Raw genomic sequence first — 21,649 nt, 5'->3', positions numbered from 1 at the left:
CGCGTTGTCCCTTGTGGACCGTTGCCGCGGCGGTGGGCACGTTGCGGCAGCGACGTCGCGTCGCTCGGCGGAGGCCGCGGAGCGGGGCGCGGCCTCCGGACTCACCCGCCCGTCAGGACCCGTACTGGGCGTAGCGGTCGGAGGACCACCAGCGGGTGTACGTCGGCGACTGGGGCCAGCCGTCGGGGACGTCCTGCCATTCTTCCTGCCGGCCGTAGGGCAGCAGGTCCAGCAACGGGAACGTGTGGCTCAGCTGCTCGCAACCGCGGCCGTCGGTGTGCCAGGTGCGGTACACAGTGTCCCCGTCGCGGAGGAAGACGTTGATCGCGAACCCGCCGCCCGCGGGCGCGCCCACGTCGGCGCCGAACGGGCTGCCGGCCGTGGAGTACCAGTCCATCGCGTTGCCGACGCGCTTCTTGTACGCCAGCGCCTCGTCGATCTCACCTTGCGTGACGATGACGAACCGGGCGTCGTAGCCGTCCAGGAAGTCCAGTTTCCAGAACTGCGACGTGAACCCGGTACAGCCAGGGCACTGCCACTCCTCCCCCGGCGACCACATGTGATGGTAGGTGATCAGCTGGGACTTCCCGCGGAACAGATCCACGAGCCGGACCGGGCCGCCGGCGTCCCGCAGGGTGTAGCCGGGCAGCCGCACCATCGGCAGGCGCCTGCGCTGGGCGGCGATGGCGTCGAGCTCCCTGGTCGCCGCCTTCTCCCGCGCGCGCAGCTCGTCCAGCTGCTTGCGCCAGGTGGCTTCGTCGGCGACCGGGGGTAGTGGTTTGGTGCTCACGTGGACCTCGCTCCTCGCTCCGCTCTCGGATGTCTCTCAAGGTTGGACCACATCCGGGAGCGAAAGTCATCGGTCCGGGCTCATTGAGCGGCGATATACCTCTCTTCGGGGAGGCCGGCCCGCTCGTCCCGGGAGCCCTTGAGCAACCCGCGGTGGGCCAGTTCGGGCAGCACGCCCTCGCCGAACCAGTAGGCCTCCTCCAGATGCGGGTACCCGCTGAGCACGAACTCCTCGATGCCCAGGGCGTGGTACTCCTCGATGAGGTCCGCGACCTCGCCGTGGCTGCCGACCAGCGCCGTCCCGGCACCACCCCGGACGAGGCCGATACCCGCCCACAACCCCGGGTGGATCTCGAGCCCGCGCACGCCGCGGTCGAGCCCGCCGCCGTGCAGGGCGACCATCCTGCGCTGCCCGTCCGACTCGCTCGCGGCGAGCTGCGCCTGCGCCTTGGCCACCTGCTCCGGGTTCAGCGCGTCGAGCAGCTTCGCGGCCTCCGCCCACGCCTCGGCCGAGGTGTCGCGGCTGATGGTGTGCAGCCGGATGCCGAACCGGACCCGCCGTCCTTCCTGCTCCGCGAGCCGGCGCACCCGGCCGATCTTGTCCGCGACCTGGTCCGGCGGCTCACCCCAGGTCAGGTAGACGTCCGCGTGCCGGGCCGCCACCGGCAGCGCGGCCGGGGACGAGCCGCCGAAGTACAGCGGCGGCACGGGGTCCGGGGGCGCGAGCACGGTGGCACCGGAGACCGACAGGTGCTCGCCGGTGAAGTCGAACGGCTTGCCGCTCCACACCCCGCGGACGATGGACAGGAACTCGTCCGTGCGCGCGTAACGCTGGTCGTGGTCGTGGAAATCGCCGAAACGTCGCTGCTCCACCGAATCCCCGCCGGTGACGATGTTGAGCAACAGCCGCCCGTCCGAGATCCGCTGGTACGTGGCGGCCATCTGCGCGGCCAGCGTCGGGGAGATGACGCCGGGGCGGAAAGCGACCAGATATTTGAGCCGCCGGGTTTCGCGGATCAGCGCGGCGGTGGTCAGCCACGCGTCCTCGCACCAGGTGCCGGTGGGTGTCAGCACGCCTTCGAAACCGAGGCGCTCGGCCGCGTGCGCGATCTCGGCCAGGTACCCGATGTCCGGCTCGCGCTTCGCCGCCGGGCCGGGCGAACGGTTGGCGTGGAAGCGTTCGACGATCATGCGCCCGTCGCCGGACGTGGGCAGGAACCAATGTGGTGTGACGGTCATGGTGACCTCATCCCCTCGCGGCGGCCAGGTCGGCGGCGTAACGGCCGTCGACGAACTGGGCGAAATCGACTTTGCCCGGTAACACCTTGTCGTCGCTGAACGCGTCGGCGAGTTCCTGTTCCGAGGCGATCACCTTGTCGTCCAGTGCCACCGGCAGATCCGGCCCGTTGGCCACCGAGGCCTTGGTCACCTCCGGGGACAACCCGGTTTCGGCGGACCATACCCGCGCCCACTGGTCCCGGTGAGTGTCCGACCAGCGCTGGGCTTTGGCGAGGCGCACCACGTAATCCCGTAGCGCGGCGTTCTTGCCCGCGTCGGACAGCGCGGCGTTTCCGGCCACCTCGAAGGTGTAGCCGTTCGCCGTGCCGACGCCGTTGGCGAGCACCCCGGCCGACGCTTCGAGTTTCGCCTGCGCGGTGTAGGGGTCCCACACCGCCCACGCGTCGATCTGGTGCTGGGTGAAGGCGCCATAGGCGTCCGCGGGCTGCAGGAACGAGATCTTGACGTCCTTTGTGGACAGACCGGCCTTGCGCAGGGTCAGCAGGATCTGGCCGTGCGCCGAACTTCCCTTGGCCACGCCGATGGTCTTGCCCTTGAGATCGGCGACCGAGCGCAGCGTGGAATCCGGCGGCACCAGCAGGGCATCACCGGTCACATCGCCCTGGGCGGCGCTGACGATGGAGATCTTGGCCTTCGCCGCGGCGGAGAAGATCGGTGGCGTGTTACCGACACCGCCGATGTCGATCGCGCCCGCGGAGGCCGCTTCCAGCAGCGGCGGGCCCGAAGTGAAGGTGGACCATTCGATCTTGTAGGGCAGATCGTCGAGCAGGCCGGCCGCCTTGAGCAGCGCCTGCGAGCCGCCCTTCTGGTCGCCCACCTTCAAGGTCACCTTGGCCAGGTCGGCCGCGCTGACCGGCGGCGGCACCGGGGCGCCGGTGGCGCCCGTCGTCGGGCCGCCGCACGCGGTGAGGCTCAGCGCCAGCGCGGTGACGGCCACGAAAACGTTACGCAGTCGCATATTCGGTCACTCCCAGGTCGGCCAGCACGCTGGTGCGGACGTCGATGTGATCGGACAAGGTGCGCGGGCGGGCGTGGCCGAGGACGTGTTCGGCGACGATCCGCCCCTCCCCCAGCACCAGCACGCGGTCGGCGAGCAGCAGCGCTTCGTCCACGTCGTGGGTCACCAGCAGCACGCCCGGCCGGTGCTCGGTCCACAGGTCCTCGACGAGCCGGTGCATGGCGAGCCGGGTCAGCGCGTCCAGCGCGCCGAACGGTTCGTCGAGCAGCAGCAGATCCGGCTCGCGGACCAGCGCGCGGGCGAGCGAAACCCGCTGTGCCTCACCGCCGGAGAGCGTGCGCGGCCAGGCGTCGGCGTGCGCGGCCAGCTGGACCTCGCCCAGCGCCCGCTCGGCCAGTGCGCGATCGCGGCCCCGCTCACGCAGCCCGAGTACCACGTTGCGCCACACGCGCCGCCACGGCAGCAGGCGCGGCTGCTGGAACGCCACGGATACCTTGCCCTCGACGCGGACTTCGCCTTCGACAGCGGAGTCCAGGCCGGCGAGAATCCGCAGCAGCGTGGACTTTCCCGAGCCGCTGCGGCCGAGCAGCGCCACGAACTCACCGCGCGCGATCTCGATGTCCAAACAGGACAGTACGGCCCGGTCGCCGAACCGTTTGGTCAGGCCGTGCACCTTCGCGATCAGTTCCCGCGCCACCGCAGCGCCCTCCGTTCGATCAAGCGGACCACGGCGTCGGTGACGAGCCCGAGCGCCGCGTACACGATCAGGCCGACCACGATCACGTCGGTGCGCAGGAACTCTCGCGCGTTGTTGATGAGGTAACCGAGACCGGCGCCGGCGTTCACCGTCTCGCCGACGATCAGCGCGAGCCAGGCCACCCCGAGCGACTGGCGCAGCCCGGTCAGCGTCTGCGGGACCGCGGCCGGGAGCACCACGTGGATCAGGCGTTCCCAGCGGGTGAACCCGAGCGCGGACGCGGCCTCGACGAGATCGGCGTCGACGTTGCGGATCCCGGAGTAGATGTTGAGGTACAAGGGAAACACGACGCCGAGGGCGACGAGCAGGATCTTGGGTTCCTCGCCGATGCCGAACCACAGGATGAACAGCGGGATCAGCCCGAGGAACGGCAGGGTGCGCAGCATCTGCACCGGCGGGTCGATGAGCACCCCGCCCCAGCGCGACAGTCCCGCGGCGACGCCGAGGACCAGCGCGACCCCCGCGCCGAGGGCGAACCCGACGCCGACCCGCACGATGGATACGGCGAACGCGTCACCCAGCTCGCCCGAACGCGCGGTTTCCACGCCCGCCTGCAGCACCGTCCAGGGTGAGCTGAGCTTGTCGGGCGGGAGCAGGCCGGTGGAACTGGCCAGCTGCCAGAGAATCAGCAGCGCTACCGGGCTGAGCCAGCGGCGCAGGTCGGGCAGCCGTCGTTTGCGCGGCGCGCTCGGCGGGGCACCGGCGGCCTCCTCCGGGCGCACGAGGACACCCGGCGCGGAAAGCGACACTGTTTTCTCCCGTCGATCGGTTTCGCCGCAGATGCAACAGTGCGCGGGCGCCCCCGGTCAACGCCTCCCGGATGCCGGACACCCCTTGACACCCCGGCCGCGGCCACCCGGATCCACAGTGGACAGTGCGTTACTTCAGCGCCGCGGCCGCCGCCCGGAGTTCTTCCAGGGTTTCCCGTGCGATGTCGGCGAACTTCTCGTCCCCGCTCGAATCGGCCCAGCGCAGGTAGCTCATCCCGAAGGCCAGCGCGCCGAGTTCGGCGGCCACGCTCGCGGACGGGTCCGGGACCCCGCGTGCCCGCAACGCCTGCGCCATGACCTCGGTGAGCGCGGCGCGCTTGAACAACTCCCGCTCCCGCAGGCTCGCGTTCGCCGCGACCACGTCCCGCCGCTGCCGTGCCAGTTCGAACCGTTCAGGCGGGAACGCGACACCGCTCGCCTCCAGCGCCGCGGTGATCGCCTGCAGCGGTGTCGCGGACTCCGGCGCGCCCGCGATCGAGTCGGCGAACAGGCGGGACAGGATGTCCTGTCCCGAGAACAACACCTCGCGCTTGTCGGTGAAGTGCCGGAAGAAGGTGCGCTTCGTCAGGCCGGCGCGCTCGGCGATCTCGGCCACGGCTGTGTCGTCGTAGCCGCGCTCGGCGAACAGCTCGAGCGCGGCCCGCTCGAGCCGTTCGCGCGTGTTCGGCTCCCAGCGACTCATCCAGCCAGCTTATGCGATGACACTCGGTGTCGTCACATGCTACGGTGATGTCACCGGGTGCCATCAGGTAGCCGGCCCTCTCCACAGAAGGAACTGTCATGCGTGTCTTCGTCACCGGCGCCTCCGGCCACGTGGCCTCGGCTGTCGTCCCCGAACTGATCTCCGCAGGTCACGAGGTTGCCGGCCTGGCAAGGTCCGATTCTTCGGCGGCCACCGTCGCCGGGTACGGCGCGACCGTGGTCCGAGGCGACCTGAACGACCTCGACGGGCTCCGCGAAGCGGCCGCCACCGCGGACGGCGTCATCCACCTGGCCTTCAACCACGAAGCGATGCAAAGCGGGGATTACGACGGCGCGGCCGCCATGGACCTTGCGGCCATCCATGCCCTCGCCGACGGGCTCGACAGGGGTAACGCCTTCGTGGGCACCTCGGGCACGCTGATGCTCCTCGGCGCCGGCCTCGACCGCGCCGGCACCGAGGACGACGTCTCCCCCGGCGGCCCACGGGTCGACGCGGAGAACTTCGTCGCGGGGCTGGCCGAACGCGGGATCAGGTCCTCGGTCGTGCGCCTGCCGCCGGTCGTGCACAGTGAGCTGGACCACCACGGTTTCATCACGTCGGTCATCGCCACCGCCCGTGAGAAGGGCGTGTCCGCGTACGTCGGCGAAGGCACCAACCGCTGGCCGGCCGGGCACACGCTGGACGCGGGCAGGCTCTACCAGCTGGCGCTGGACAAGGCCCCGGCCGGTTCGCGGCTGCACGCCGTCGGCGACGAGGGCATCCCGTTCCTCCGGATCGCCGAGACCGTCGGGCAGCGCCTCGACGTCCCGGTCAAAAGCATCACGGCCGAGGAGGCGCCGGCGCACTTCGGTTTCCTCGGCGGGCTCGTCCAGCTCGACAACCCGGTTTCGAACGCCCGCACCCGCGAGATCCTCGGCTGGGAGCCGTCGCACCCCGGGCTTCTCGAAGACCTCGCGCTGGAGCACTACTTCAAGATCTGAAAACTGTCGCACCCCCGCTCTAGCGTGGAGCGCGTGAACCGCACCGATCGTCTGTACGCCATCGTCGAGGAACTGCGCGCCGTTGCGCCGCGCCCGCGTAGCGCGGGCTGGCTCGCGGGCCGGTTCGAGGTCAGCGCGCGCACGGTGGAGCGGGACATCAGCGCGCTGCAGCAGTCCGGGGTCCCGGTGTATGCGGAGCCCGGCCGCACGGGCGGCTACTGCCTGGACAAGGCGCGCACGCTCCCGCCGCCGAACCTGACCCCGGGCGAAGCGGTGGCCATGGCGGTCGCGCTGCGGCGTGTGGCGGGCACCCCGTTCCAGGCGGCCGCGGGCACGGCGTTGCGGAAGCTGCTGGCGGTGATGCAGCCGGGTGACGCCGAGGCGGCCTGCGAACTGGCCGGCCGGGTGCACCTGTTCGAAGACGCGGCGCCCACCGCGCCGGTGCCACGCATGGTGGCCGGCGCGGTGGCGGCCCGCCGCGTGCTGCGCCTCGGTTACACCGACCGCACGGGCGCGGTCAGCACCCGCGAGGTCGAGCCATTGGGTTACCTGGGCAAGGAAAACCACTGGTATCTCGTGGCGTGGTGCCGGCTGCGCGACGGTGTGCGGGCCTTCCGCACCGACCGGATCACCACGGTCTCGGTCACCACGGAAGTCCCCGCGCCGCGCGCGTTGCGCAGCGAGGATCTCGACATCCCGTACGGGCGCGTCCGTCAGCTCGCGCTGGGCTGACGGAACACCGAGAAGTGGTTGCCGGCCGGGTCGAGCAGATGCGCGAAGGTCACCCCGGCGGGGTTCACCTGCGGGCCGCGCTGCACGCGGCCGCCCGCTTTCTCGACCAGGCGGCAGGTCTCCTCGACATCTTCGACCAGTACCGAGAAAATGGCGTAGCCGGGCATTTCTCCCTTGGTGGCGAACAATCCGCCGGGCAGCCCGCCGGTGCCGAAGACCTGGTACGCCGGGTCCGGGCTCTTCGTGTCGTCGTGCGAGACCCGCCAGCCGAACACGTCGCCGTAGAACCGTTCGGCCGTGGCCGGGTCCTCGGCGCCGATCTCGAACCAGGCGATGCTGTTGAACGCGGGCATGTCGTCCCCTCTCGTGTCGCGCCGGGCTCCTCCCGGCCCGCGTCCACTTTCGACGACGCGGGCGACAACCCCCTGTCGGTGTTTTTCACCGTCCGCGACACCGTCCCCAGGCGCCCGGCCCGCCCTTGACGCGCTCCCCCGGCCACTGTTACATCTATATCAGGTTTCCTGATAGACAAGGTGGACGATGAGTACTGCTGTGCACGACGAGGACCAGGCCGGCGCCAAGGAGCCCTGGGGCGGCACGGTGCAGGTCGGCTTCGACGAGGGCATCGCCTGGGTCACGCTGAACCGGCCGCACAAGCGCAACGCGATGAACCCCGCGCTCAACGACGAGATGGTCCGGGTGCTCGACCACCTCGAGGGCGACGACCGCTGCCGGGTGCTCGTGCTGACCGGTGCGGGCGAGGCGTTTTCGGCGGGCATGGACCTCAAGGAGTACTTCCGCGAGGTCGACGCGGTGGGCAGCACCGCGCTGCAGATCAAGGTGCGCCGCGCGAGCGCGGAATGGCAGTGGAAAAGGCTGGCGAACTGGAGCAAGCCGACCATCGCGATGGTCAACGGCTGGTGCTTCGGCGGCGCCTTCACCCCGCTCGTCGCGTGCGATCTGGCGTTCGCGGACGAAGCGGCGCAGTTCGGCCTGTCCGAGGTGAACTGGGGAATCCCGCCGGGCGGCGTCGTCAGCCGGGCACTCGCCGCGACCGTCCCGCAGCGCGACGCGCTCTTCCACATCATGACCGGCGAACCGTTCGACGGCCGGGCCGCCGCGAAGATGCGGCTGGTCAACGAAGCCGTTCCGGCGGCACAGCTGCGTGGGCGCACCCGTGAGGTCGCGCTGAAGCTGGCGTCGATGAACCAGGTCGTGCTGCACGCGGCGAAGGCCGGGTACAAGATCGCCCGGGAAATGCCGTGGGAGCAGGCCGAGGACTATCTCTACGCGAAGCTCGACCAGTCGCAGTTCGCCGACCAGGCCGGCGCGCGGGCGAAGGGGCTCACGCAGTTCCTCGACGACAAGTCCTACCGGCCGGGGCTGAGCGCGTTCGACCCGGAGAAGTAGCGTGCGCGACCGGATCCCGGCCTCAGCCGAATGACGCGAACACCGCCGCCGCGAGCGCGGTGCGTTCGAGCATCCCGGCGACGCTGATGTGCTCGTGCCGGGCATGGGCACCGTCGCCGACGGCGCCCAAACCGTCGAGCACCGGCAAACCCAGTGCTGCCACGAAGTTCCCGTCGCTGGCCCCGCCGACGGAGCACTCCCGCAACGTCACGCCCAGGCCCTCGGCCAGCTCACGCGCGCGCTGGTACAACCCCGCGATCGCGGGCGTCCGCTCCATCACCGGCCGGTTCCAGCCGCCTTCGACGGTGACCGTCGCGCGGGGATCGCGAGCGCTGATGCCCGCGATGGCCGCGTCGACGCGCGCCGCCTCTTCCGCCGTGCGCACGCGGACATCGACCTCGCCCCAGGCCGAGCCCGCGACCACGTTCTGGCGCGTGCCACCGGCCACCACGCCGACGTTGACCGTCGTGCCCGCGCCGAGATCGGTCAGCCCGTGCAGCGCGAGGACGGTACGCGCCAGCTCGTCGACGGCGCTCGCGCCCTTCGCCGGGTCCAGTCCGGCGTGCGACTCGACGCCGGTGGCCTCGATGCGGAACAACCCGACGCCCTTGCGCGCCGTCTTCACCGCCCCGTCCGCACTCGCCTCGAACACCAGCGCCGCACTGGTTCCCGCCGCCGCTTCCTCGATCACCGGCCGCGACGCGAGGCTGCCGATCTCCTCGTCGCCGTTGAGCACGAGCCTCAGCGCGGGCCGGGGCACGCCCGCGGCATCGAGCGCGCGCACCGCCCACACCGCCTGGACGAGCCCGGACTTCATGTCGAACACACCCGGGCCGGTCACCTTGTCACCGTCCACTTGGAACGGCCACTCCGCGAGCGTGCCCAGCGGCCACACGGTGTCGTAATGGCACAGCACCAGCACCGGGTCGCCCGCGCCCGCGTAGTCGTAGATCCGGATGTCGCCGTGCGCTCCGCCGTCGACGTGCCGCACCGAGGAAGGCGCGCCGAGCCGTTCGGTCAGCCAACCGTCCAGCCAGGACAGTCCCCTGCCGAGACTCTCCTTGTCGTCACTGGGAGTTTCGATCCGCACGTAGGTTTCGAGGTCGGCCAGCATCGCGTCGCGCTGGGTGCCGATCCAGTCCCGCAGTGCCCGGATGTCGCTCACAGGTTCGCCTCCAGTTCGACGAGGTGGTTCTCCGACATGGCCGCCGCGCCGGTTTCGACCGCCCGCAGCCGGTCCAGCATCGCGGACAGCAGCGGCGCGGGAAGGTTCCGCGACGCGGCCTCCGCCAGCACGGGCCGGTAGTGGTGGTGCACCTCGACCGGCCGGTGGCGCACGGCGATGTCCCGCCAGATTCCGCTGCGGTCCTTGGGCATCGTACGCAGCCACGCCGTCAGCCGGTTGGTGGCCTGCTCGCGGCCGGGCGCGCCGGGCAGGTAGGCGTTCGGGTCGAACTGGTCGAACGGCTCCAGCACGCGGCCGCCTGCCGTCGCGATCCCGAGCACCTCCGCGGTGATGGCGTACATCAGCGGACGGTGCCGGTCGATCAGCTCGGCCATGGGCGCGTCGGCGAGTGCCGTGGTGGTCAGCATCGCGCCGAAACCCAGCTTCGACCACAGGAAACCGCTGACGTTGTCAGTCGCCTTCGCCGGGCCCCACGCCTGCAGGTCCGCCACGACCTCCTCGACGCGCGGGGTGATCCGGCCGCCGGGCTCGCCGACGACCAGCGCGCCCTGCCCGCCGTCGCGGACCACGCCCGGCTCGACGACGTCGGCGAAGAGGTTCACGAACGCGCCCACGGTCCGTTCGGCACCGACAGCTTCGGCGATGAGCCCTTCGTTGAGCCCGTTCTGCAGTGAGACAACGAATCCATCCGGCGCGAGCCGCGGCGCCAACCAGGGCAGCAGCGCCTCGGTCGCCTGCGCCTTCACCGCCAGCAGTACGCGAGCGAACGTCCGGGGTGCCTCGTCCGGAGTGCTCGCTTCGAGGGACACACTCGCGTCACCATCCGGCCCGCGCAGCACCAGGCCACGCTCGCGAATGGCTGCGACGTGCGCCTCGTCCGCGTCGACGATGTGCACCGGATGCCCGGCCCGCGCGAGGTGGAACGCGAGCGTGCCACCGATCGCGCCGCCGCCGACGACGGTGTACGAACGGAGTTGGCCGGTCATGAAGCCGCCCTTTCGGTCGAGGTGCCGCCTTGCACGTCCGTCTGCCCGGACCAGTGCAGCGGCAGGGAAGGCGCCCCGGCGGTCGAACCGCCGTCGACGCGCAGGATGGCGCCGGTGATCCAGTTCGCCTGGTCCCCGGCCAGCCAGAACGCGGCCTCCGCGATGTCCGCGGGCACGCCGCGGCGGCCCAGCGGGTTCACCGAAACCGCCGCCGCGTAGGACTCGGTCACCGGGTTGGCCGCGCTGTCCACGGTCACGAACCCCGGGCTGACGGCGTTGACGCGCACGCCCCGCTCCCCCAGCTCGACCGCGCAGGCCTTGGTCAGCATTTCCAGCGCCGCCTTGGAAGTCGCGTAGTGCGACGCGCCGGGCCGGGCCCGGGTGGCCGCGCCCGAGGAGATGTTCACGACCGCGCCCGGGCGCCCCTGCCGTCCAAAAGCGACAGTGGTGAGCATCGCGGCCCGGACGTTGACGTCCTGCACCCTGTCCCACGCCTGCGCGGTCATGTCGAGCAACGGTGTCGCCGGGTAGATGCCCGCCGCGTTGACCACCACGTCGAGCGGGCCCGCCTGCCCGACGAGCCCCTCCGCGAAGGCCGTGTCGGCGAGGTCGCCCGGTATTTCGGCGATTTCGACGCCGTGCTCCGCGCGCAACGCCGCGGCCGTGTCCGCCAGTTCCCCGGCGCGGTAGTCCGACAGCGTCAGCCGGTCGCCGGCCACGGCGAACCGCGCCGCGATACCCGCACCGATCCCGCCGGCCGCGCCGGTCACCAGAACGTGCCGCACTAGAGCTCCTTCCCCTTCGTTTCGGGCATCGTGAGGTAGACCCCGACCCCGATCAGCGCCGCCACCGCGACGTAGAGCCAGACGAGATGCCCGAGGTGCTGCGCGTTCATCCACGTGGTCACGTACGGCGCGGTGCCGCCGAACAACGCGACCGCCAGCGCGTAGGGCAGGCCGATGCCGGTGGTGCGCACCTCCGGCGGGAACTGCTCGGCCATGATCACCGCGCAGTTCGCCGAGTACCCGACGATCAGCACCAGCCCGATGATCTCGATGACCAGCAGGGTCCAGAAACTGTTGCCCAGGAAGTGGAAGGCGGGCCAGGCGAAGACGAGGAACCCGGCCGCGAACGCCGTCATCGTGGGCTTGCGGCCGATCTTGTCCGACAGCAGCCCGCCGAAGGGCAGCAGCACCAGGAACACGACCATCGCGACGGTGTTGGCCAGCAGGGCCGTGCTGAGCGGGATGCCGGTCGCGAGGTGCGCGTAGGTCGGCATGTAGGTGACCCACACGTAGTAGATCAAGGTGCCCGCGATGGTCACGCCGGCCACGCGCAGCGCCGCGCCGGGGTGATCACGGAACATGGCGACCAGCGGGTTGCGCCGCGGACCGCGCTCGATCGACTGGAACGCCTCGGTTTCGTGCACCGACCGGCGCAGCCACAGCCCGACCAGGCCGAGCAGCCCGGCGATCCCGAAGGCGAGCCGCCAGCCCCAGCCGTGCAGGGCCGCATCGTCCAAAGTGGAGTTCAGGACGGTGCCGAGCACGGACGCGATCAGTGCGCCCGCGCCGACCGAAACCTGTTGCCAGGAACCGGCGAACGCCCGGCGGCCGCGCGCGGCGGACTCGATCAGGAACGCCGAGGACGAACCGAACTCGCCACCGGCCGAGAAGCCCTGCACGAGCCGGGCGAGCAGCAGCACGATCGGCGCGAGCACGCCGATCCGGCTGTACGTCGGGCACACCGCGATGACCAGTGAGGCGGCGGCCATCAGCGAGATCGTGAGCGTGAGGCCCTTCTTGCGGCCGTGCCGGTCGCTGTAGGCGCCGAGCACCGCGCCGCCGATGGGCCGCATGACGAACCCGACCGCGAAGACGGCCAAAGTGGACAGCAGTGCCGCGGTGTCGTTGCCCTTGGCGAAGAACTGGCCCGCGAACACCGGCGCGAACGTGGCGTAGACGGCCCAGTCGACCCATTCCACGGTGTTGCCGATCGCACCGGCGACAATCGCCTTACGCTGGTCCGGGCGCAGCCGGTGGGTGGCGACCGCGGTCGTTTCGGTGGTCAAGGTGTCTCCTGCAGGACGTGGCCGACGATCTGGGCGTGGGTCGCGAACCACACGCCTTCGTGCCCGGCGATGTGTTCGAGCAGCTCGGCCAGCACCGCGACGCGGGAGCGGTGGCCGATGATGTGCGGATGCATGGTGAGCTGGAAGATGCCGCCTTCGGCGTACGCGGCGTCGAACTCGTCGCGCCAGATGCCGAGCACGCCGCGCGGCGGGGTGTAGGGCCGCAGCGAGGCGAACCGGTCCATCATGAAATACGGCGCGTCGTCACGGATCCATTCGACCGGCAGCTCGACGATCCCGGTCGGCTCACCGTCGGCGAGGAGTTCGTAGCAGTCGTCGTCGGCCATCAGCGACGAGTCGTAGCGCAACCCCAGCTCGCGGGAGATTTCCAAGGTGTGCGCGGAGAAATCCCAGGATGGCGTGCGGATCCCGACCGGGCGCGCGCCGGCCAGCCGCTCCAGCGTGTCCGCCGCGCGCAACGCCAGCTCACGCTCGTCGGCGGGCGCGAGCTGCGTGTTGCGCTCGTGGATCCAGCCGTGCAGGGCCACCTCGTGCCCGGCGTCCACATAGGACTTCACTTCGCCGTCGTGCAGCAGCGCGGAAACGGCGGGCATGAAGAACGACGCCGGCGCGCCGAAGCGGTCCAGCAGCCGCAGGATGCGCGGCACGCCGACGCGCGCGCCGTACTCGCCCTGGGCGAGCTTGCCGGGCAGCACCTCGCCGTCGCGCAGCGCGGGGGTCTCGTGGTCGGAGTCGAAGGACAGCGCCACGGCCACCTTCGCGCCGCCAGGCCAGGACGAGGGCCGCAGCGGACGGCCCGCGCGAACCCGGTCCACGTGCCCGCGCCAGGTCGGCTCGTCCCACTGCCATGGCTGTTGCTCGCTCATGCGTCCTCCTTCGCGGACGCGGCAAGCCGCGACAATGTTGCAGCGTCAGCCGGCATGGCGCTGGATGATTCACTCACAAGCTCGCTCATGCGTCCTCCAGTTCCGTGCGGGCCGCCGGGGTCGGGACCCAGGCGCGTTTGAGGGTGTCCACCTGCAGCGTCACGTCGGCCTCGCGCAGCCCGGGCAGGGTGCCGACGACGTCGGTGGTGTGCCGGTACAGCTCGCCGTAGTGCCGCAGCACGATCTGGCCGACGAGATTGAACCGGCCGGTGGTGGCGGACAGGTACTTCGTGCCGGGATGACGCGCCAGCTGCTGGCCCGCACTGTCCAATTCGGACGGCAGGACCGACAGCCACAGCATGAACTCCAGCGAGTAGCCGAACAACGCGGGCTCGGCGAGGGTGCGGAACCGCAGGCAGCCCCGGCGCACGAGCGAATCCACCCGGCGCGCCACGGTGGACTCGCTGCTGCCCACCTGCCGGGAGACCTCCTTGAACGACATGCGCCCGTCCTCGCCGAGCGCCGCGCTGATCGCCAGATCCAGCTCGTCGAGCTTCTCCGGCGGGCTCTCCCAGTGCTGTTCCTCGAAGGGACGCGCGTCGGCGCCACGCAGATCCGCCGCCGCCGACGTGTCCAGCTCGCCGGAATCCCAGTCGTGGTTGGAGATGAACGTGCGCATCACCGCGAAGGTCTCCGACTCCGTCAGCCCCTTCGCGCCCGGCAGCTCGTCGAGGCGCGCCGCGTCCTGATAGGACGGCAGCACGAACTCGGCCACGCAGTCCGCGCTGCCGGCCAGCACGCTGGCATACCGGGTGTCGGGCCGCGCCGCGATGGCGCGGGCCACCTCGCCCGAAGTACCCGGCGCGCATTTGAACCGCATGACGACCGGCACACCGAGCCCGCAGCGCAGCACGTCCAGCACGCCGATGACCCGCACCTGCCCCGAGTCGGTCAGCTGCCCGACCCGGCGGAGCACGGTGGACTCACTGGTCCCGACATGCCGCGCTATCGCACCCCACGAGGCGCGCCCGTCGAGCTGCAACGCGGCGGCGATCCGCCGGTCCAGATCGGCACCTCTGACGTCATCCTGCATGTCCCGATTGTTGATGCAGGATTCCTGCGCGTCAAGGGTCGATGGTGAATTAATCCATCATCAACGCGGTTGAGCCGTCCAGGCAGGAGTAGACGGCCTCGGTATAGGCCTTCGCGTTGGGAGCGCCGACGAGGCCCGGTTCCATCCGGTTCATCAGGTACGCGAACGTCAGGCGCCGGCCGAGGTCGTTGACCACGATCGAGCCGCCCAGCCCGGTCCACCAGCAGATCCGGCTCGCCGGGGTGGCGGACAACGCGTAGCCGAGACCGAAGCGGACCCGCGTGCCGAGCACCCGGTCCACCCCGTCCGCCTCCGGCGCGAAGACGCGTTCGAGAGTGTCCCGAGACAGGTACTGCCTGCCGCCGATCGCGCCCTCGTGCGAGACGATCGACTGCAGGAGCGCGACCGAACGCGCGTTGCCCTGCCCGTTCAGCCCGCCCAGTTCCGCGGCGAGGAACGGCCGGGTCGTCGTCACCGCCGGCGGGATCACCGGATTCGTCAGCGTGCGCACCGCGATGCCCGCCGGATCCAGCGCGGTGTAGTCGATCCCCGGCGACACAGGCGGAACCAGTGGTACGACACGGGAATCGACACTCGCGGGCGCGCCGAGCCAGTAGTCGGCCCGGGCGGGCTCGGCGAACACCTCACGAAGCACGGCGCCCAGCGAGCGGCCGGTCGTACGCCGCACGAGCTCGCCGACGAGGGTCCCGTGCGTGACCGCCTGGTAGCCCGATCCGTCGCCCGGGGTCCACCACGGCTCCTGCGCCGCGAGCAGCGCGGCCGCGCGCTCGGCGTGGTAAAGGTCTTCCAGCGCAACGGTTTCCTGCCAGCCACAGAGGCCGGAGGTGTGCCCCAGCACGTGCCGCACGAGCACCTCGCGCGCGCCGAACCCGGGCCAGTACCGAGCGACGGGCGCGTCCGGGTCGAGCACTCCCCGCTCGATCAGCGCGAGCGCCACCAAGGCCGTCATGGTTTTCGTCAGGGACCAGGTGTTGACCAGGGTGTCCCGTGTCCAGTCGCCGCCCCACAGATCCACCACCGTGACACCGTCCTGGATCACGCACACCGAGGCGCCCACCTCAAGGCCGTCGCGCAGCCTGCGCTCCAGCAGCTCGCGCACCGGGGCGAACCGCGCGTCACACGTGCCCGCGGACGCGCTCACCGCACAACCGCCCCGGCCCTCTTCCCGCCCGCCTCGATCTCCTTGTGCAGATCCTTGACGTAGCGGGCGAAATCGACCTGGATCGTGTGGCGCGGCGCCTGGTAGTACTGGCCGAGATGCGCGGCCTCGTCCCGCGCGATCACCGACTCCATCTCCGCCGCCGGAGGCAGCGCGTACTCGCCTGCCAGGTGCCGGGCGATGAGTTTGCTCTGCTGCTCGGCCAGGTTGACGATCGTGGGCGAGGCCTGCGCCAGCCCCGCGTAGTACAGGTTCTCGATCCCGGGCTTGACGATGCGCTTGAACAACGGCAGCCGGTGCCGCGAATCCGGCAGCAGCGCAGGATCGTCGAAGAACGGAAAGGACATCTTGTACCCGGTGGCGCACACGATCACGTCGGCCTCGATGCGCGTGCCGTCCACGCACACCACCGCGTCCCCGTCCAGGCGGGCGATCTCGGGCACGCAGGTGAGGTCACCGGAGCCGGCCTTGGCGAGGAAGTCGATGCTGACCGACGGATGCGCGGAAAGCGGCTCGTGATCGGGTTTGGGCAGGCCGTAGTCCTCCATGTTGCCGAGGATCTTCCGGATCGCGCGGCGGGACAGCGCGAGCCCGAGCTTCTTGGGCATCCACGGCGGCATCATCATCTTGTCGGCGGGCCGGCCGCCGCGGTACTTCGAGAGCACCCAGACCCCGCGGCGCGCGGAAACCCAGACGTGCCGGGCGATCGAGCGGTGCGACAGCTCGGAAGCGATGTCCAGCGCCGAATTTCCCATCCCCACCACGACAACCCGCTTGCCCCGCATGTCGAGCGGGGCGAACGGGCTGCGGTAGGCGTGACTGTGCAGCATCGTGCCGTCGAACGCGCCCGGATACCCGGGCCAGCGCGGGTTCCAGTGATGCCCGTTGGCCACGACGAGTGCGTCGTAGCCGCGGCTCTCGCCGGTGGAGAGGGTGACTTCCCACGTGCCGTCGGGGCGGCGCGCCGCGCGCTCGACGGCGGTGTTGAACGTGATGTCCTCGCGCAGGCCGAAATGGTCGACATAGTCGCGGAAGTACTGGTGGATCAGCGTGTGGTGCGGGAAATGCGGCCAGCCCTCGCCCGCCGGGAACTCCTCGAACTGCAGCCGGGTGGTCGAGGTGTCGATGTGCAGCGACTCGTAACAGGCGGAGCGGCCGTTGGGGTTGCCGAAGTACCAGTTGCCGCCGACGTCGTCGGATTCCTCGAAGCAGTCGAAGGGAATTCCGTAGTCCTTCAACCGCTTCGCCGTGGTGAATCCGGAACAACCGGCACCGATGACGCAGACCGACGGGAGTGAACTCACGCGCGCCTCCTGGACCGACTTCGGTGGCGCCGCCACTGTGGCATGTTCGCTGACGGTCTGTCCAGTGAGTATTCTGAGCGTCATGAGCCTGCGCCGGCGGCAGAAGGAACAGACCCGCCACGACCTGCTGGAATGCGCCAAGACCCTGTTCGCCGAGCGCGGTTACGCTGCCGTCACCATCGACGACATCGTCGCCGCGGTGGGCTGCAGCCGCGCCACGTTCTACCTGCATTTCACCGGCAAGCCCGAAATCCTGCGGAGGGTCGGCGCGGAAACCCTGGCACAGCGTGCGGTCGCCGTCTACGCGGATCTCGACGCGGTGCTGGACTCCGGTTCCCGCGCCGAGTTCACCGCCTGGATGCGCCGCGCGGTCGCGTGGTTCGAGGCGAACCAGGCGATCCTGCCGGCGTGGGACGAGGCGCTGGCACTGGAACCGGAGTTCAAGGAAATCGCCAGAAGCGCGGTCGCCGAGCTGCCCGCGGCCATGCCGCACTACCTGAAACGCTGGGGCCCCCGCCGCCGCCACGAGGCGCACCTGCGGATCGAGCTGCTGGTCAGCCAGCTCGAACGGTTCTTCACACGCTGGGCGATCCAGGGCACCATCGAGTCGTCCGCGGACGAGGCCGCCGAAGTGCTCAGCGACATCTGGTTTCCCGCCCTGCTACCGCCCGGGCACCGCGGCTGACGCGGGAATTCCGTGCGCGCCAACGCTTTCCCGGCACCGGATGGTCAGTTCGTCCGGCGCCGGCGGTCGGCGGCGGAGCGGGGTGGCTGGGCCCGCATGTGGTCGCGCACCCGGATCATGATGTCGCCCAGCTCGTGCAGGTCCTTTTCGGACAGTGGCTCGAACAGCAGGCCGCGGGTGACCTGCACGTGCCCGGGCAGCACCTCGGCGATCCTGGCCCGGCCGGCCCCGGTGATGGCGACGACGGTGGCACGCTGGTCTTCGGGGCTGGCCTCGCGGGTGACCAGGCCCGCCTTCTCCAGCAGCCCCGCCTGGTGGGTCAGGCCGCTGCGGCTGTAGACGACGCCATCGGCCAGGTCCGTCATCGTCAGCGGCCGCTCCGCGTTCGCGAGCCTCATCAGCAGCTGGAACTGGACGTAGCTGATCCCGCCTTCGGCGCGCAGCTGCTGTTCGACCGCGTGCTGGAGCAGGCTGACGGACTCCATCAGCGCGAAGTAGGCCCTCAGTTGCCCGGGCGCCAGGTGATCCGCCATGACCTCATCCTAAATGCTTCGACCTCGAAGTACTGTGCGCGCCCTCACGACGCGCGAGGGTTGCTTCGATGTCGAAGCAAGCTACAGTGGGATTACTTCGACATCGAAGCAAACTCGAGGAGGACCCATGAAGGCAGTGCGCTACCACCGCTACGGCGGCACTGACGTGCTGAGCTACGAAGAGGCCGCGCAGCCGGCCCCCGGCCCGGGCCAGGTGCTGGTGAAGGTGGCCGCCACCTCGTTCAACCCGGTCGACGCGGGGATCCGGGCCGGTGCGCTGCAGGAAGTCTTCCCGCTGTCGTTCCCGTTCGTGCCGGGCATCGATCTCGCCGGGACGGTCGCCGGACTCGGCGAGGGGGTCGAAGGCCCACAGGTGGGCGACGCCGTGGTGGCGTTCCTGCCGATGGTCGCCGACGGTGCGGCCGCCGAGTTCACGCTCGCGCCGGCCGGACTGCTGGCCACCGCGCCCCGCACCGTGGACCTTGCCGACGCCGCGGCGCTGCCCACGGCCGGGCTGACGGCCTGGGAGGCGCTGTTCGAACTCGCCGGTTTGCGCTCGGGGCAGACGATCCTGATCAACGGCGCCGGTGGCGCTGTCGGCGGTTATGCCGTCCAGCTGGCGAAGGAGGCGGGAGCGATCGTCACCGCGACCGCGAGCGAACGCAGCGCCGGGCGCGTCCGCGACTACGGAGCCGACACGATCCTCGACTACCGCGGCACGCCCGTCACCGACGCGGCCGGGCCGTTCGACGTCGTGCTCAACCTGGTACCGCTTCCTCCGGAAGCGATCGCGGAGCTGCTCGGTCTCGTGGCCGACGGCGGCGCGCTCGTCAGCACCACCACCCCGCCGCCGGAGGACTCCCGGGTGCGCACGGCGCATGTCCAGGTGCGCAGCGACGCCGCACTGCTGGCCGGGCTCGTTTCCCGCGTCGATGCCGGGACACTGCGGATCGACGTGGCCGGCCGGCGCCCGCTGGCCGACCTCGCCGCCGTCCACGACGAGGCGGCGAGTGGCCGCCTGAAAGGCAAGACCGTCCTGATTCCGTGAGCGAAGAGGCCATCGCCCCTGCCCGGGCGATGGTCTCTTGATCAGGTTTCCGGTTTTCCGGCCGTCTCGAACCAGCCGGCATCCTTTTTGTCCTGGGGCGAAACCGAGATCTTCGACATCCCCTCTTCGTGCAGCGCGGCGATCGCCGCCAGGGCTTCCTTCGCCTGGTCGGCGAGCCAGTCGTCCTTTTCGGACTCTTCCGTTGCCATCCTGGCCTCCCCTAGCCCAGCGATAACAGATACGGCAAGGTATCAGGTACCGGGTACAAACCTGTATCCCGTACTCCCCGCCGTGGGGTAATCTGACCAGGTGACATCCGCGGCCGGCGACCGTACCGATGGGCGCGCCGCGCGCTGGGCCGGCCAGCGGGAGCGCCGCCGCGTCGAATTCGTCGACGCCGCGCTGCGGGCCATCGCCGAGCACGGGCCCGAGGTCTCCACCGGGCACATCGCCGAGGCCGCCGGGGTGGCCCGCACCCAGCTGTACAAGCATTTCGCCGACGCGACGGACCTGCACCAGGCGATCGCCGAACGCGCGGTGCGGCAGGTCAACGCCGAGCTGGAGCCGTTGCTGCAGCTGGAAGGCACGCCGATGGAGATGATCACCGGCACCATCGGCACGCATACCACCTGGCTGTCCGAGCACCGGCATCTCTACCAGTACCTGAGCAGGCACTCGCGCACCGGCGGGCCGGGCGCCATCGCGGACGTCAAGACCACGATCGCCCGGCACCTGACCGCGTTGTTCGAGGACTACCTCGGCGGTTTCGGGATGAATCAGGCCGTCGCCGAGCCGATCGCGTTCGGACTCGTCGGGCTCGTCGAATCCAGCACCGTGCAATGGCTGGACAGCGACCGGGGCCTTACCCACGAGCAGTTCACCACGCTGCTGGCCCGCTGGGTGTGGTGCCTGCTCGACGACACGCTCCGCCAGGGCGGCGTCGAGCTCGACCCCGGCCTGCCGCTGGCCAAACCCTGAGGCGGCAAGGGTTTCAGGCCGTGTGCTGGTACGCCGGGTAGGTCAGGTCGCCCGCGGCGGCGCCCTGGTGGTACCGGGTCTCGTCGACCGGGGGCGAGCGGCAGGCCGGTGCGCAGGCGTTCGACGAGATCGGGGTCGGCGATGAACGCCGGCCGAAGCTGATGAGATCGGCGCCGAGCCCGAGCCACCGGTCGGCGTCGGCGCGGCCGGTCTGCTTGGGGCCCATGGGAAGCACCGGGTTCATGATGAGCGCGCCCGGCCACTGGCGGCGCAGCCCGAGCAGCACCTCTTCGCCGGCGGTGGCCTCCACGTGGATGTACGCGATTTCCAGGCTCGCCAGTTCGGTCAGCAGCTCCGGCACATCGGTTTCCTCGACGCCCCAGAAGGTTCCGCCCGGCGACAGGCGGATCCCGGTCCGCTCCGCGCCGATGGCCGCGACTGTCGCCGAAACCGCCTCGACGGCGAACCTGATCCGGTTCGGCACCGGGCCGCCGTACCGGTCGGTGCGCAGGTTTGTGTTGGAGGACAAGAACTGTGAGATGAGGTAACCGTTGGCGCCGTGCAACTCCACCCCGTCGAGACCGGCGTCGACGGCACGGCGTGCCGCGTCGGCGTAGGCCTGGGCGCGGTTTCCAATGCCCGCGGGAGCGGGGCCGGCCGTGGTCCTTCGAGGGTGAACACGTCGCCACGGCGGGCACCCCCACCGGCCGCAACCGGTGGTGGCCGGGTGTGAGACACGTCCACCGTGCATGAGCTGCGCGAAGATCCGGCCGCCGTTGGCGTGCACGACCGCGGTCACCTGCCCCCAGGATTCCGTCTGCTCGCCGGTGTGCAAACCCGGGGTGCCCGGATTGGACTGCCCTGCCGAGCTGGGCTGCACCCCTTCGGACACGATCAGCCCGGCCGTCGCGCGCTGGGCGTAGTAGGTCGCCATCGACGGGGTCGCGGGACCGCCCGCGGCCGCCCGCACCCTGGTCATCGGCGCCATCACGGTCCGGTTGGGCAGCGTCAGGCCGCCGAGCGGGAAACTGTCGAAAAGCGTTGTCACGTCAGGACTCCTCCGTAGTCGGTGGGGCCGGCGCCCGGGCACGCGACCGGCTCTCGGCGCACGTCGAAGACCTCGTCGGCACCCGCGACGCGCTCGACGTCCTGATGACCACCGCCCGCGCCCACCGCGAAACACTCCGCGAGGCGAGCTGATTTCCCTGGTGCAGAGCCAAAATGTCCGGTCAGCCCCGCGCTCCGCTTCGCTCCGCCCGGTGATGCGACCGCGAGCACCCCACACCGCCCCGAGAGCTAC

General features: G+C 70.6%; 25 protein-coding genes. 7 read left to right on the top strand and 18 right to left on the bottom strand.

Annotation, left to right across the window (positions count from 1 at the left end; translation table 11 throughout):
* Window positions 1–112 precede the first annotated feature (112 nt).
* The 6 genes from VHD82_RS19015 to VHD82_RS18990 all read right to left on the bottom strand — a co-directional run bounded on the left by VHD82_RS19015 (window position 113) and on the right by VHD82_RS18990 (window position 5,255).
* Window positions 113–790 carry a DUF899 domain-containing protein gene (locus VHD82_RS19015; RefSeq protein WP_325705240.1) on the bottom strand — a complete coding sequence of 226 codons (678 nt, stop codon included), beginning with the start codon at window positions 788–790 and terminating at the stop codon, window positions 113–115.
* Between the two features lie 80 nt (window positions 791–870).
* Window positions 871–2,028 (bottom strand): LLM class flavin-dependent oxidoreductase, encoded by a 1,158-nt coding sequence (locus VHD82_RS19010; protein ID WP_325705237.1) that lies wholly within the window; start codon window positions 2,026–2,028, stop codon window positions 871–873.
* A 7-nt stretch (window positions 2,029–2,035) separates the two neighbouring features.
* Complete coding sequence (locus VHD82_RS19005) at window positions 2,036–3,046, bottom strand: ABC transporter substrate-binding protein (RefSeq protein WP_325705234.1); 1,011 nt, start codon at window positions 3,044–3,046, stop codon at window positions 2,036–2,038.
* Window positions 3,033–3,743 carry an ABC transporter ATP-binding protein gene (locus VHD82_RS19000; protein WP_325705231.1) on the bottom strand — a complete coding sequence of 237 codons (711 nt, stop codon included), beginning with the start codon at window positions 3,741–3,743 and terminating at the stop codon, window positions 3,033–3,035. The genes VHD82_RS19005 and VHD82_RS19000 overlap by 14 nt, the downstream gene beginning before the upstream one ends.
* Complete coding sequence (locus VHD82_RS18995; protein ID WP_325705228.1) at window positions 3,728–4,552, bottom strand: ABC transporter permease; 825 nt, start codon at window positions 4,550–4,552, stop codon at window positions 3,728–3,730. The genes VHD82_RS19000 and VHD82_RS18995 overlap by 16 nt, the downstream gene beginning before the upstream one ends.
* Before the next feature lie 130 nt (window positions 4,553–4,682).
* A complete protein-coding gene (locus VHD82_RS18990) occupies window positions 4,683–5,255 on the bottom strand; it encodes a helix-turn-helix domain-containing protein (RefSeq protein ID WP_325705225.1) in 573 nt (190 codons plus the stop codon).
* Window positions 5,256–5,353: 98 nt separating this feature from the next.
* On the opposite strand from VHD82_RS18990, the gene VHD82_RS18985 reads away from it, so the two are divergent.
* On the top strand, window positions 5,354–6,256 hold the full coding sequence (locus VHD82_RS18985; protein WP_325705222.1) for an SDR family oxidoreductase: 903 nt from the start codon (window positions 5,354–5,356) through the stop codon (window positions 6,254–6,256).
* A 33-nt stretch (window positions 6,257–6,289) separates the two neighbouring features.
* On the top strand, window positions 6,290–6,988 hold the full coding sequence (locus VHD82_RS18980) for a YafY family protein (protein ID WP_325705218.1): 699 nt from the start codon (window positions 6,290–6,292) through the stop codon (window positions 6,986–6,988).
* Here the strand turns inward: VHD82_RS18980 and VHD82_RS18975 are convergent.
* Window positions 6,970–7,341, bottom strand: a complete 372-nt coding sequence (locus tag VHD82_RS18975; RefSeq protein ID WP_325705215.1) for a VOC family protein — start codon at window positions 7,339–7,341, stop codon at window positions 6,970–6,972. The genes VHD82_RS18980 and VHD82_RS18975 overlap by 19 nt on opposite strands.
* A 187-nt stretch (window positions 7,342–7,528) precedes the next feature.
* Here VHD82_RS18975 and VHD82_RS18970 point away from each other — a divergent pair, with 187 nt between their 5' ends.
* The gene (locus VHD82_RS18970) at window positions 7,529–8,398 is read left to right on the top strand and encodes a p-hydroxycinnamoyl CoA hydratase/lyase (RefSeq protein ID WP_325705212.1); all 870 of its coding nucleotides are present in this window, start codon (window positions 7,529–7,531) and stop codon (window positions 8,396–8,398) included.
* Between the two features lie 22 nt (window positions 8,399–8,420).
* On the opposite strand, the gene VHD82_RS18965 is transcribed toward VHD82_RS18970, so the two are convergent.
* From VHD82_RS18965 to VHD82_RS18930, 8 genes are all read right to left on the bottom strand, one after another.
* Complete coding sequence (locus tag VHD82_RS18965; protein ID WP_325705209.1) at window positions 8,421–9,563, bottom strand: M20 family metallopeptidase; 1,143 nt, start codon at window positions 9,561–9,563, stop codon at window positions 8,421–8,423.
* Window positions 9,560–10,570, bottom strand: coding sequence for a 2-dehydropantoate 2-reductase (locus tag VHD82_RS18960; protein WP_325705206.1), 1,011 nt, complete (start codon window positions 10,568–10,570; stop codon window positions 9,560–9,562). Before VHD82_RS18960 ends, VHD82_RS18965 begins: the two co-directional genes overlap by 4 nt.
* Complete coding sequence (locus VHD82_RS18955) at window positions 10,567–11,355, bottom strand: SDR family oxidoreductase (protein WP_325705203.1); 789 nt, start codon at window positions 11,353–11,355, stop codon at window positions 10,567–10,569. Before VHD82_RS18955 ends, VHD82_RS18960 begins: the two co-directional genes overlap by 4 nt.
* Window positions 11,355–12,641: an MFS transporter gene (locus VHD82_RS18950; protein WP_325705200.1), complete on the bottom strand. Its 1,287-nt coding sequence runs from the start codon at window positions 12,639–12,641 to the stop codon at window positions 11,355–11,357. The genes VHD82_RS18955 and VHD82_RS18950 overlap by 1 nt, the downstream gene beginning before the upstream one ends.
* The gene (locus VHD82_RS18945; RefSeq protein WP_325705197.1) at window positions 12,638–13,528 is read right to left on the bottom strand and encodes a polysaccharide deacetylase; all 891 of its coding nucleotides are present in this window, start codon (window positions 13,526–13,528) and stop codon (window positions 12,638–12,640) included. Before VHD82_RS18945 ends, VHD82_RS18950 begins: the two co-directional genes overlap by 4 nt.
* Before the next feature lie 85 nt (window positions 13,529–13,613).
* On the bottom strand, window positions 13,614–14,621 hold the full coding sequence (locus VHD82_RS18940) for an Lrp/AsnC family transcriptional regulator (RefSeq protein ID WP_325705194.1): 1,008 nt from the start codon (window positions 14,619–14,621) through the stop codon (window positions 13,614–13,616).
* Window positions 14,622–14,670: 49 nt separating this feature from the next.
* Window positions 14,671–15,783 carry a serine hydrolase domain-containing protein gene (locus tag VHD82_RS18935; RefSeq protein WP_325705191.1) on the bottom strand — a complete coding sequence of 371 codons (1,113 nt, stop codon included), beginning with the start codon at window positions 15,781–15,783 and terminating at the stop codon, window positions 14,671–14,673.
* Window positions 15,780–17,105, bottom strand: coding sequence for a flavin-containing monooxygenase (locus tag VHD82_RS18930; RefSeq protein ID WP_325705188.1), 1,326 nt, complete (start codon window positions 17,103–17,105; stop codon window positions 15,780–15,782). Before VHD82_RS18930 ends, VHD82_RS18935 begins: the two co-directional genes overlap by 4 nt.
* An 82-nt stretch (window positions 17,106–17,187) precedes the next feature.
* On the opposite strand from VHD82_RS18930, the gene VHD82_RS18925 reads away from it, so the two are divergent.
* Entirely contained in the window at window positions 17,188–17,790 is a 603-nt protein-coding gene (locus VHD82_RS18925) for a TetR/AcrR family transcriptional regulator (RefSeq protein WP_325705185.1), read from the top strand.
* 44 nt (window positions 17,791–17,834) lie between these two features.
* Here VHD82_RS18925 and VHD82_RS18920 read toward each other — a convergent pair whose 3' ends face one another.
* The gene (locus tag VHD82_RS18920) at window positions 17,835–18,323 is read right to left on the bottom strand and encodes a MarR family winged helix-turn-helix transcriptional regulator (protein ID WP_325705182.1); all 489 of its coding nucleotides are present in this window, start codon (window positions 18,321–18,323) and stop codon (window positions 17,835–17,837) included.
* Between the two features lie 127 nt (window positions 18,324–18,450).
* On the opposite strand from VHD82_RS18920, the gene VHD82_RS18915 reads away from it, so the two are divergent.
* Window positions 18,451–19,371 carry an NADP-dependent oxidoreductase gene (locus VHD82_RS18915; RefSeq protein WP_325705179.1) on the top strand — a complete coding sequence of 307 codons (921 nt, stop codon included), beginning with the start codon at window positions 18,451–18,453 and terminating at the stop codon, window positions 19,369–19,371.
* Window positions 19,372–19,412: 41 nt separating this feature from the next.
* Here the strand turns inward: VHD82_RS18915 and VHD82_RS18910 are convergent, their stop codons facing one another.
* The gene (locus VHD82_RS18910) at window positions 19,413–19,580 is read right to left on the bottom strand and encodes a hypothetical protein (RefSeq protein WP_325705176.1); all 168 of its coding nucleotides are present in this window, start codon (window positions 19,578–19,580) and stop codon (window positions 19,413–19,415) included.
* A gap of 100 nt (window positions 19,581–19,680) precedes the next feature.
* Between VHD82_RS18910 and VHD82_RS18905 the strand changes: the two genes are divergently transcribed.
* The gene (locus VHD82_RS18905; RefSeq protein ID WP_325705173.1) at window positions 19,681–20,349 is read left to right on the top strand and encodes a TetR/AcrR family transcriptional regulator; all 669 of its coding nucleotides are present in this window, start codon (window positions 19,681–19,683) and stop codon (window positions 20,347–20,349) included.
* Window positions 20,350–20,362: 13 nt separating this feature from the next.
* Here VHD82_RS18905 and VHD82_RS18900 read toward each other — a convergent pair whose 3' ends face one another.
* Window positions 20,363–21,397: an alkene reductase gene (locus tag VHD82_RS18900; protein WP_325705169.1), complete on the bottom strand. Its 1,035-nt coding sequence runs from the start codon at window positions 21,395–21,397 to the stop codon at window positions 20,363–20,365.
* Between VHD82_RS18900 and VHD82_RS18895 the strand changes: the two genes are divergently transcribed.
* Complete coding sequence (locus tag VHD82_RS18895) at window positions 21,391–21,549, top strand: hypothetical protein (RefSeq protein ID WP_325705166.1); 159 nt, start codon at window positions 21,391–21,393, stop codon at window positions 21,547–21,549. The two genes, VHD82_RS18900 and VHD82_RS18895, sit on opposite strands and share 7 nt — an antisense overlap.
* The last annotated feature ends 100 nt before the right edge of the window (window positions 21,550–21,649 follow it).

The sequence above is a fragment of the Amycolatopsis sp. genome (assembly GCF_035546795.1).
Taxonomy (GTDB): domain Bacteria; phylum Actinomycetota; class Actinomycetes; order Mycobacteriales; family Pseudonocardiaceae; genus Amycolatopsis_E.
Note: the sequence above shows the minus strand (reverse complement) of the source record. Positions and strands in the feature narration are given on the sequence as shown.

Bases quoted from the DNA above. Each gene is read 5' to 3' on its own strand.
- VHD82_RS19005 (WP_325705234.1), bottom strand. From the start codon at position 3,046: ATGCGACTGCGTAACGTTTTCGTGGCCGTCACCGCGCTGGCGCTGAGC.
- VHD82_RS18925 (WP_325705185.1), top strand. From the start codon at position 17,188: ATGAGCCTGCGCCGGCGGCAGAAGGAACAGACCCGCCACGACCTGCTG.
- VHD82_RS18970 (WP_325705212.1), top strand. From the start codon at position 7,529: ATGAGTACTGCTGTGCACGACGAGGACCAGGCCGGCGCCAAGGAGCCC.
- VHD82_RS18985 (WP_325705222.1), top strand. From the start codon at position 5,354: ATGCGTGTCTTCGTCACCGGCGCCTCCGGCCACGTGGCCTCGGCTGTC.
- VHD82_RS18960 (WP_325705206.1), bottom strand. From the start codon at position 10,570: ATGACCGGCCAACTCCGTTCGTACACCGTCGTCGGCGGCGGCGCGATC.
- VHD82_RS18910 (WP_325705176.1), bottom strand. From the start codon at position 19,580: ATGGCAACGGAAGAGTCCGAAAAGGACGACTGGCTCGCCGACCAGGCG.
- VHD82_RS18940 (WP_325705194.1), bottom strand. From the start codon at position 14,621: ATGCAGGATGACGTCAGAGGTGCCGATCTGGACCGGCGGATCGCCGCC.
- VHD82_RS18920 (WP_325705182.1), bottom strand. From the start codon at position 18,323: ATGGCGGATCACCTGGCGCCCGGGCAACTGAGGGCCTACTTCGCGCTG.
- VHD82_RS18975 (WP_325705215.1), bottom strand. From the start codon at position 7,341: ATGCCCGCGTTCAACAGCATCGCCTGGTTCGAGATCGGCGCCGAGGAC.
- VHD82_RS18945 (WP_325705197.1), bottom strand. From the start codon at position 13,528: ATGAGCGAGCAACAGCCATGGCAGTGGGACGAGCCGACCTGGCGCGGG.
- VHD82_RS19010 (WP_325705237.1), bottom strand. From the start codon at position 2,028: ATGACCGTCACACCACATTGGTTCCTGCCCACGTCCGGCGACGGGCGC.
- VHD82_RS18915 (WP_325705179.1), top strand. From the start codon at position 18,451: ATGAAGGCAGTGCGCTACCACCGCTACGGCGGCACTGACGTGCTGAGC.
- VHD82_RS18990 (WP_325705225.1), bottom strand. From the start codon at position 5,255: ATGAGTCGCTGGGAGCCGAACACGCGCGAACGGCTCGAGCGGGCCGCG.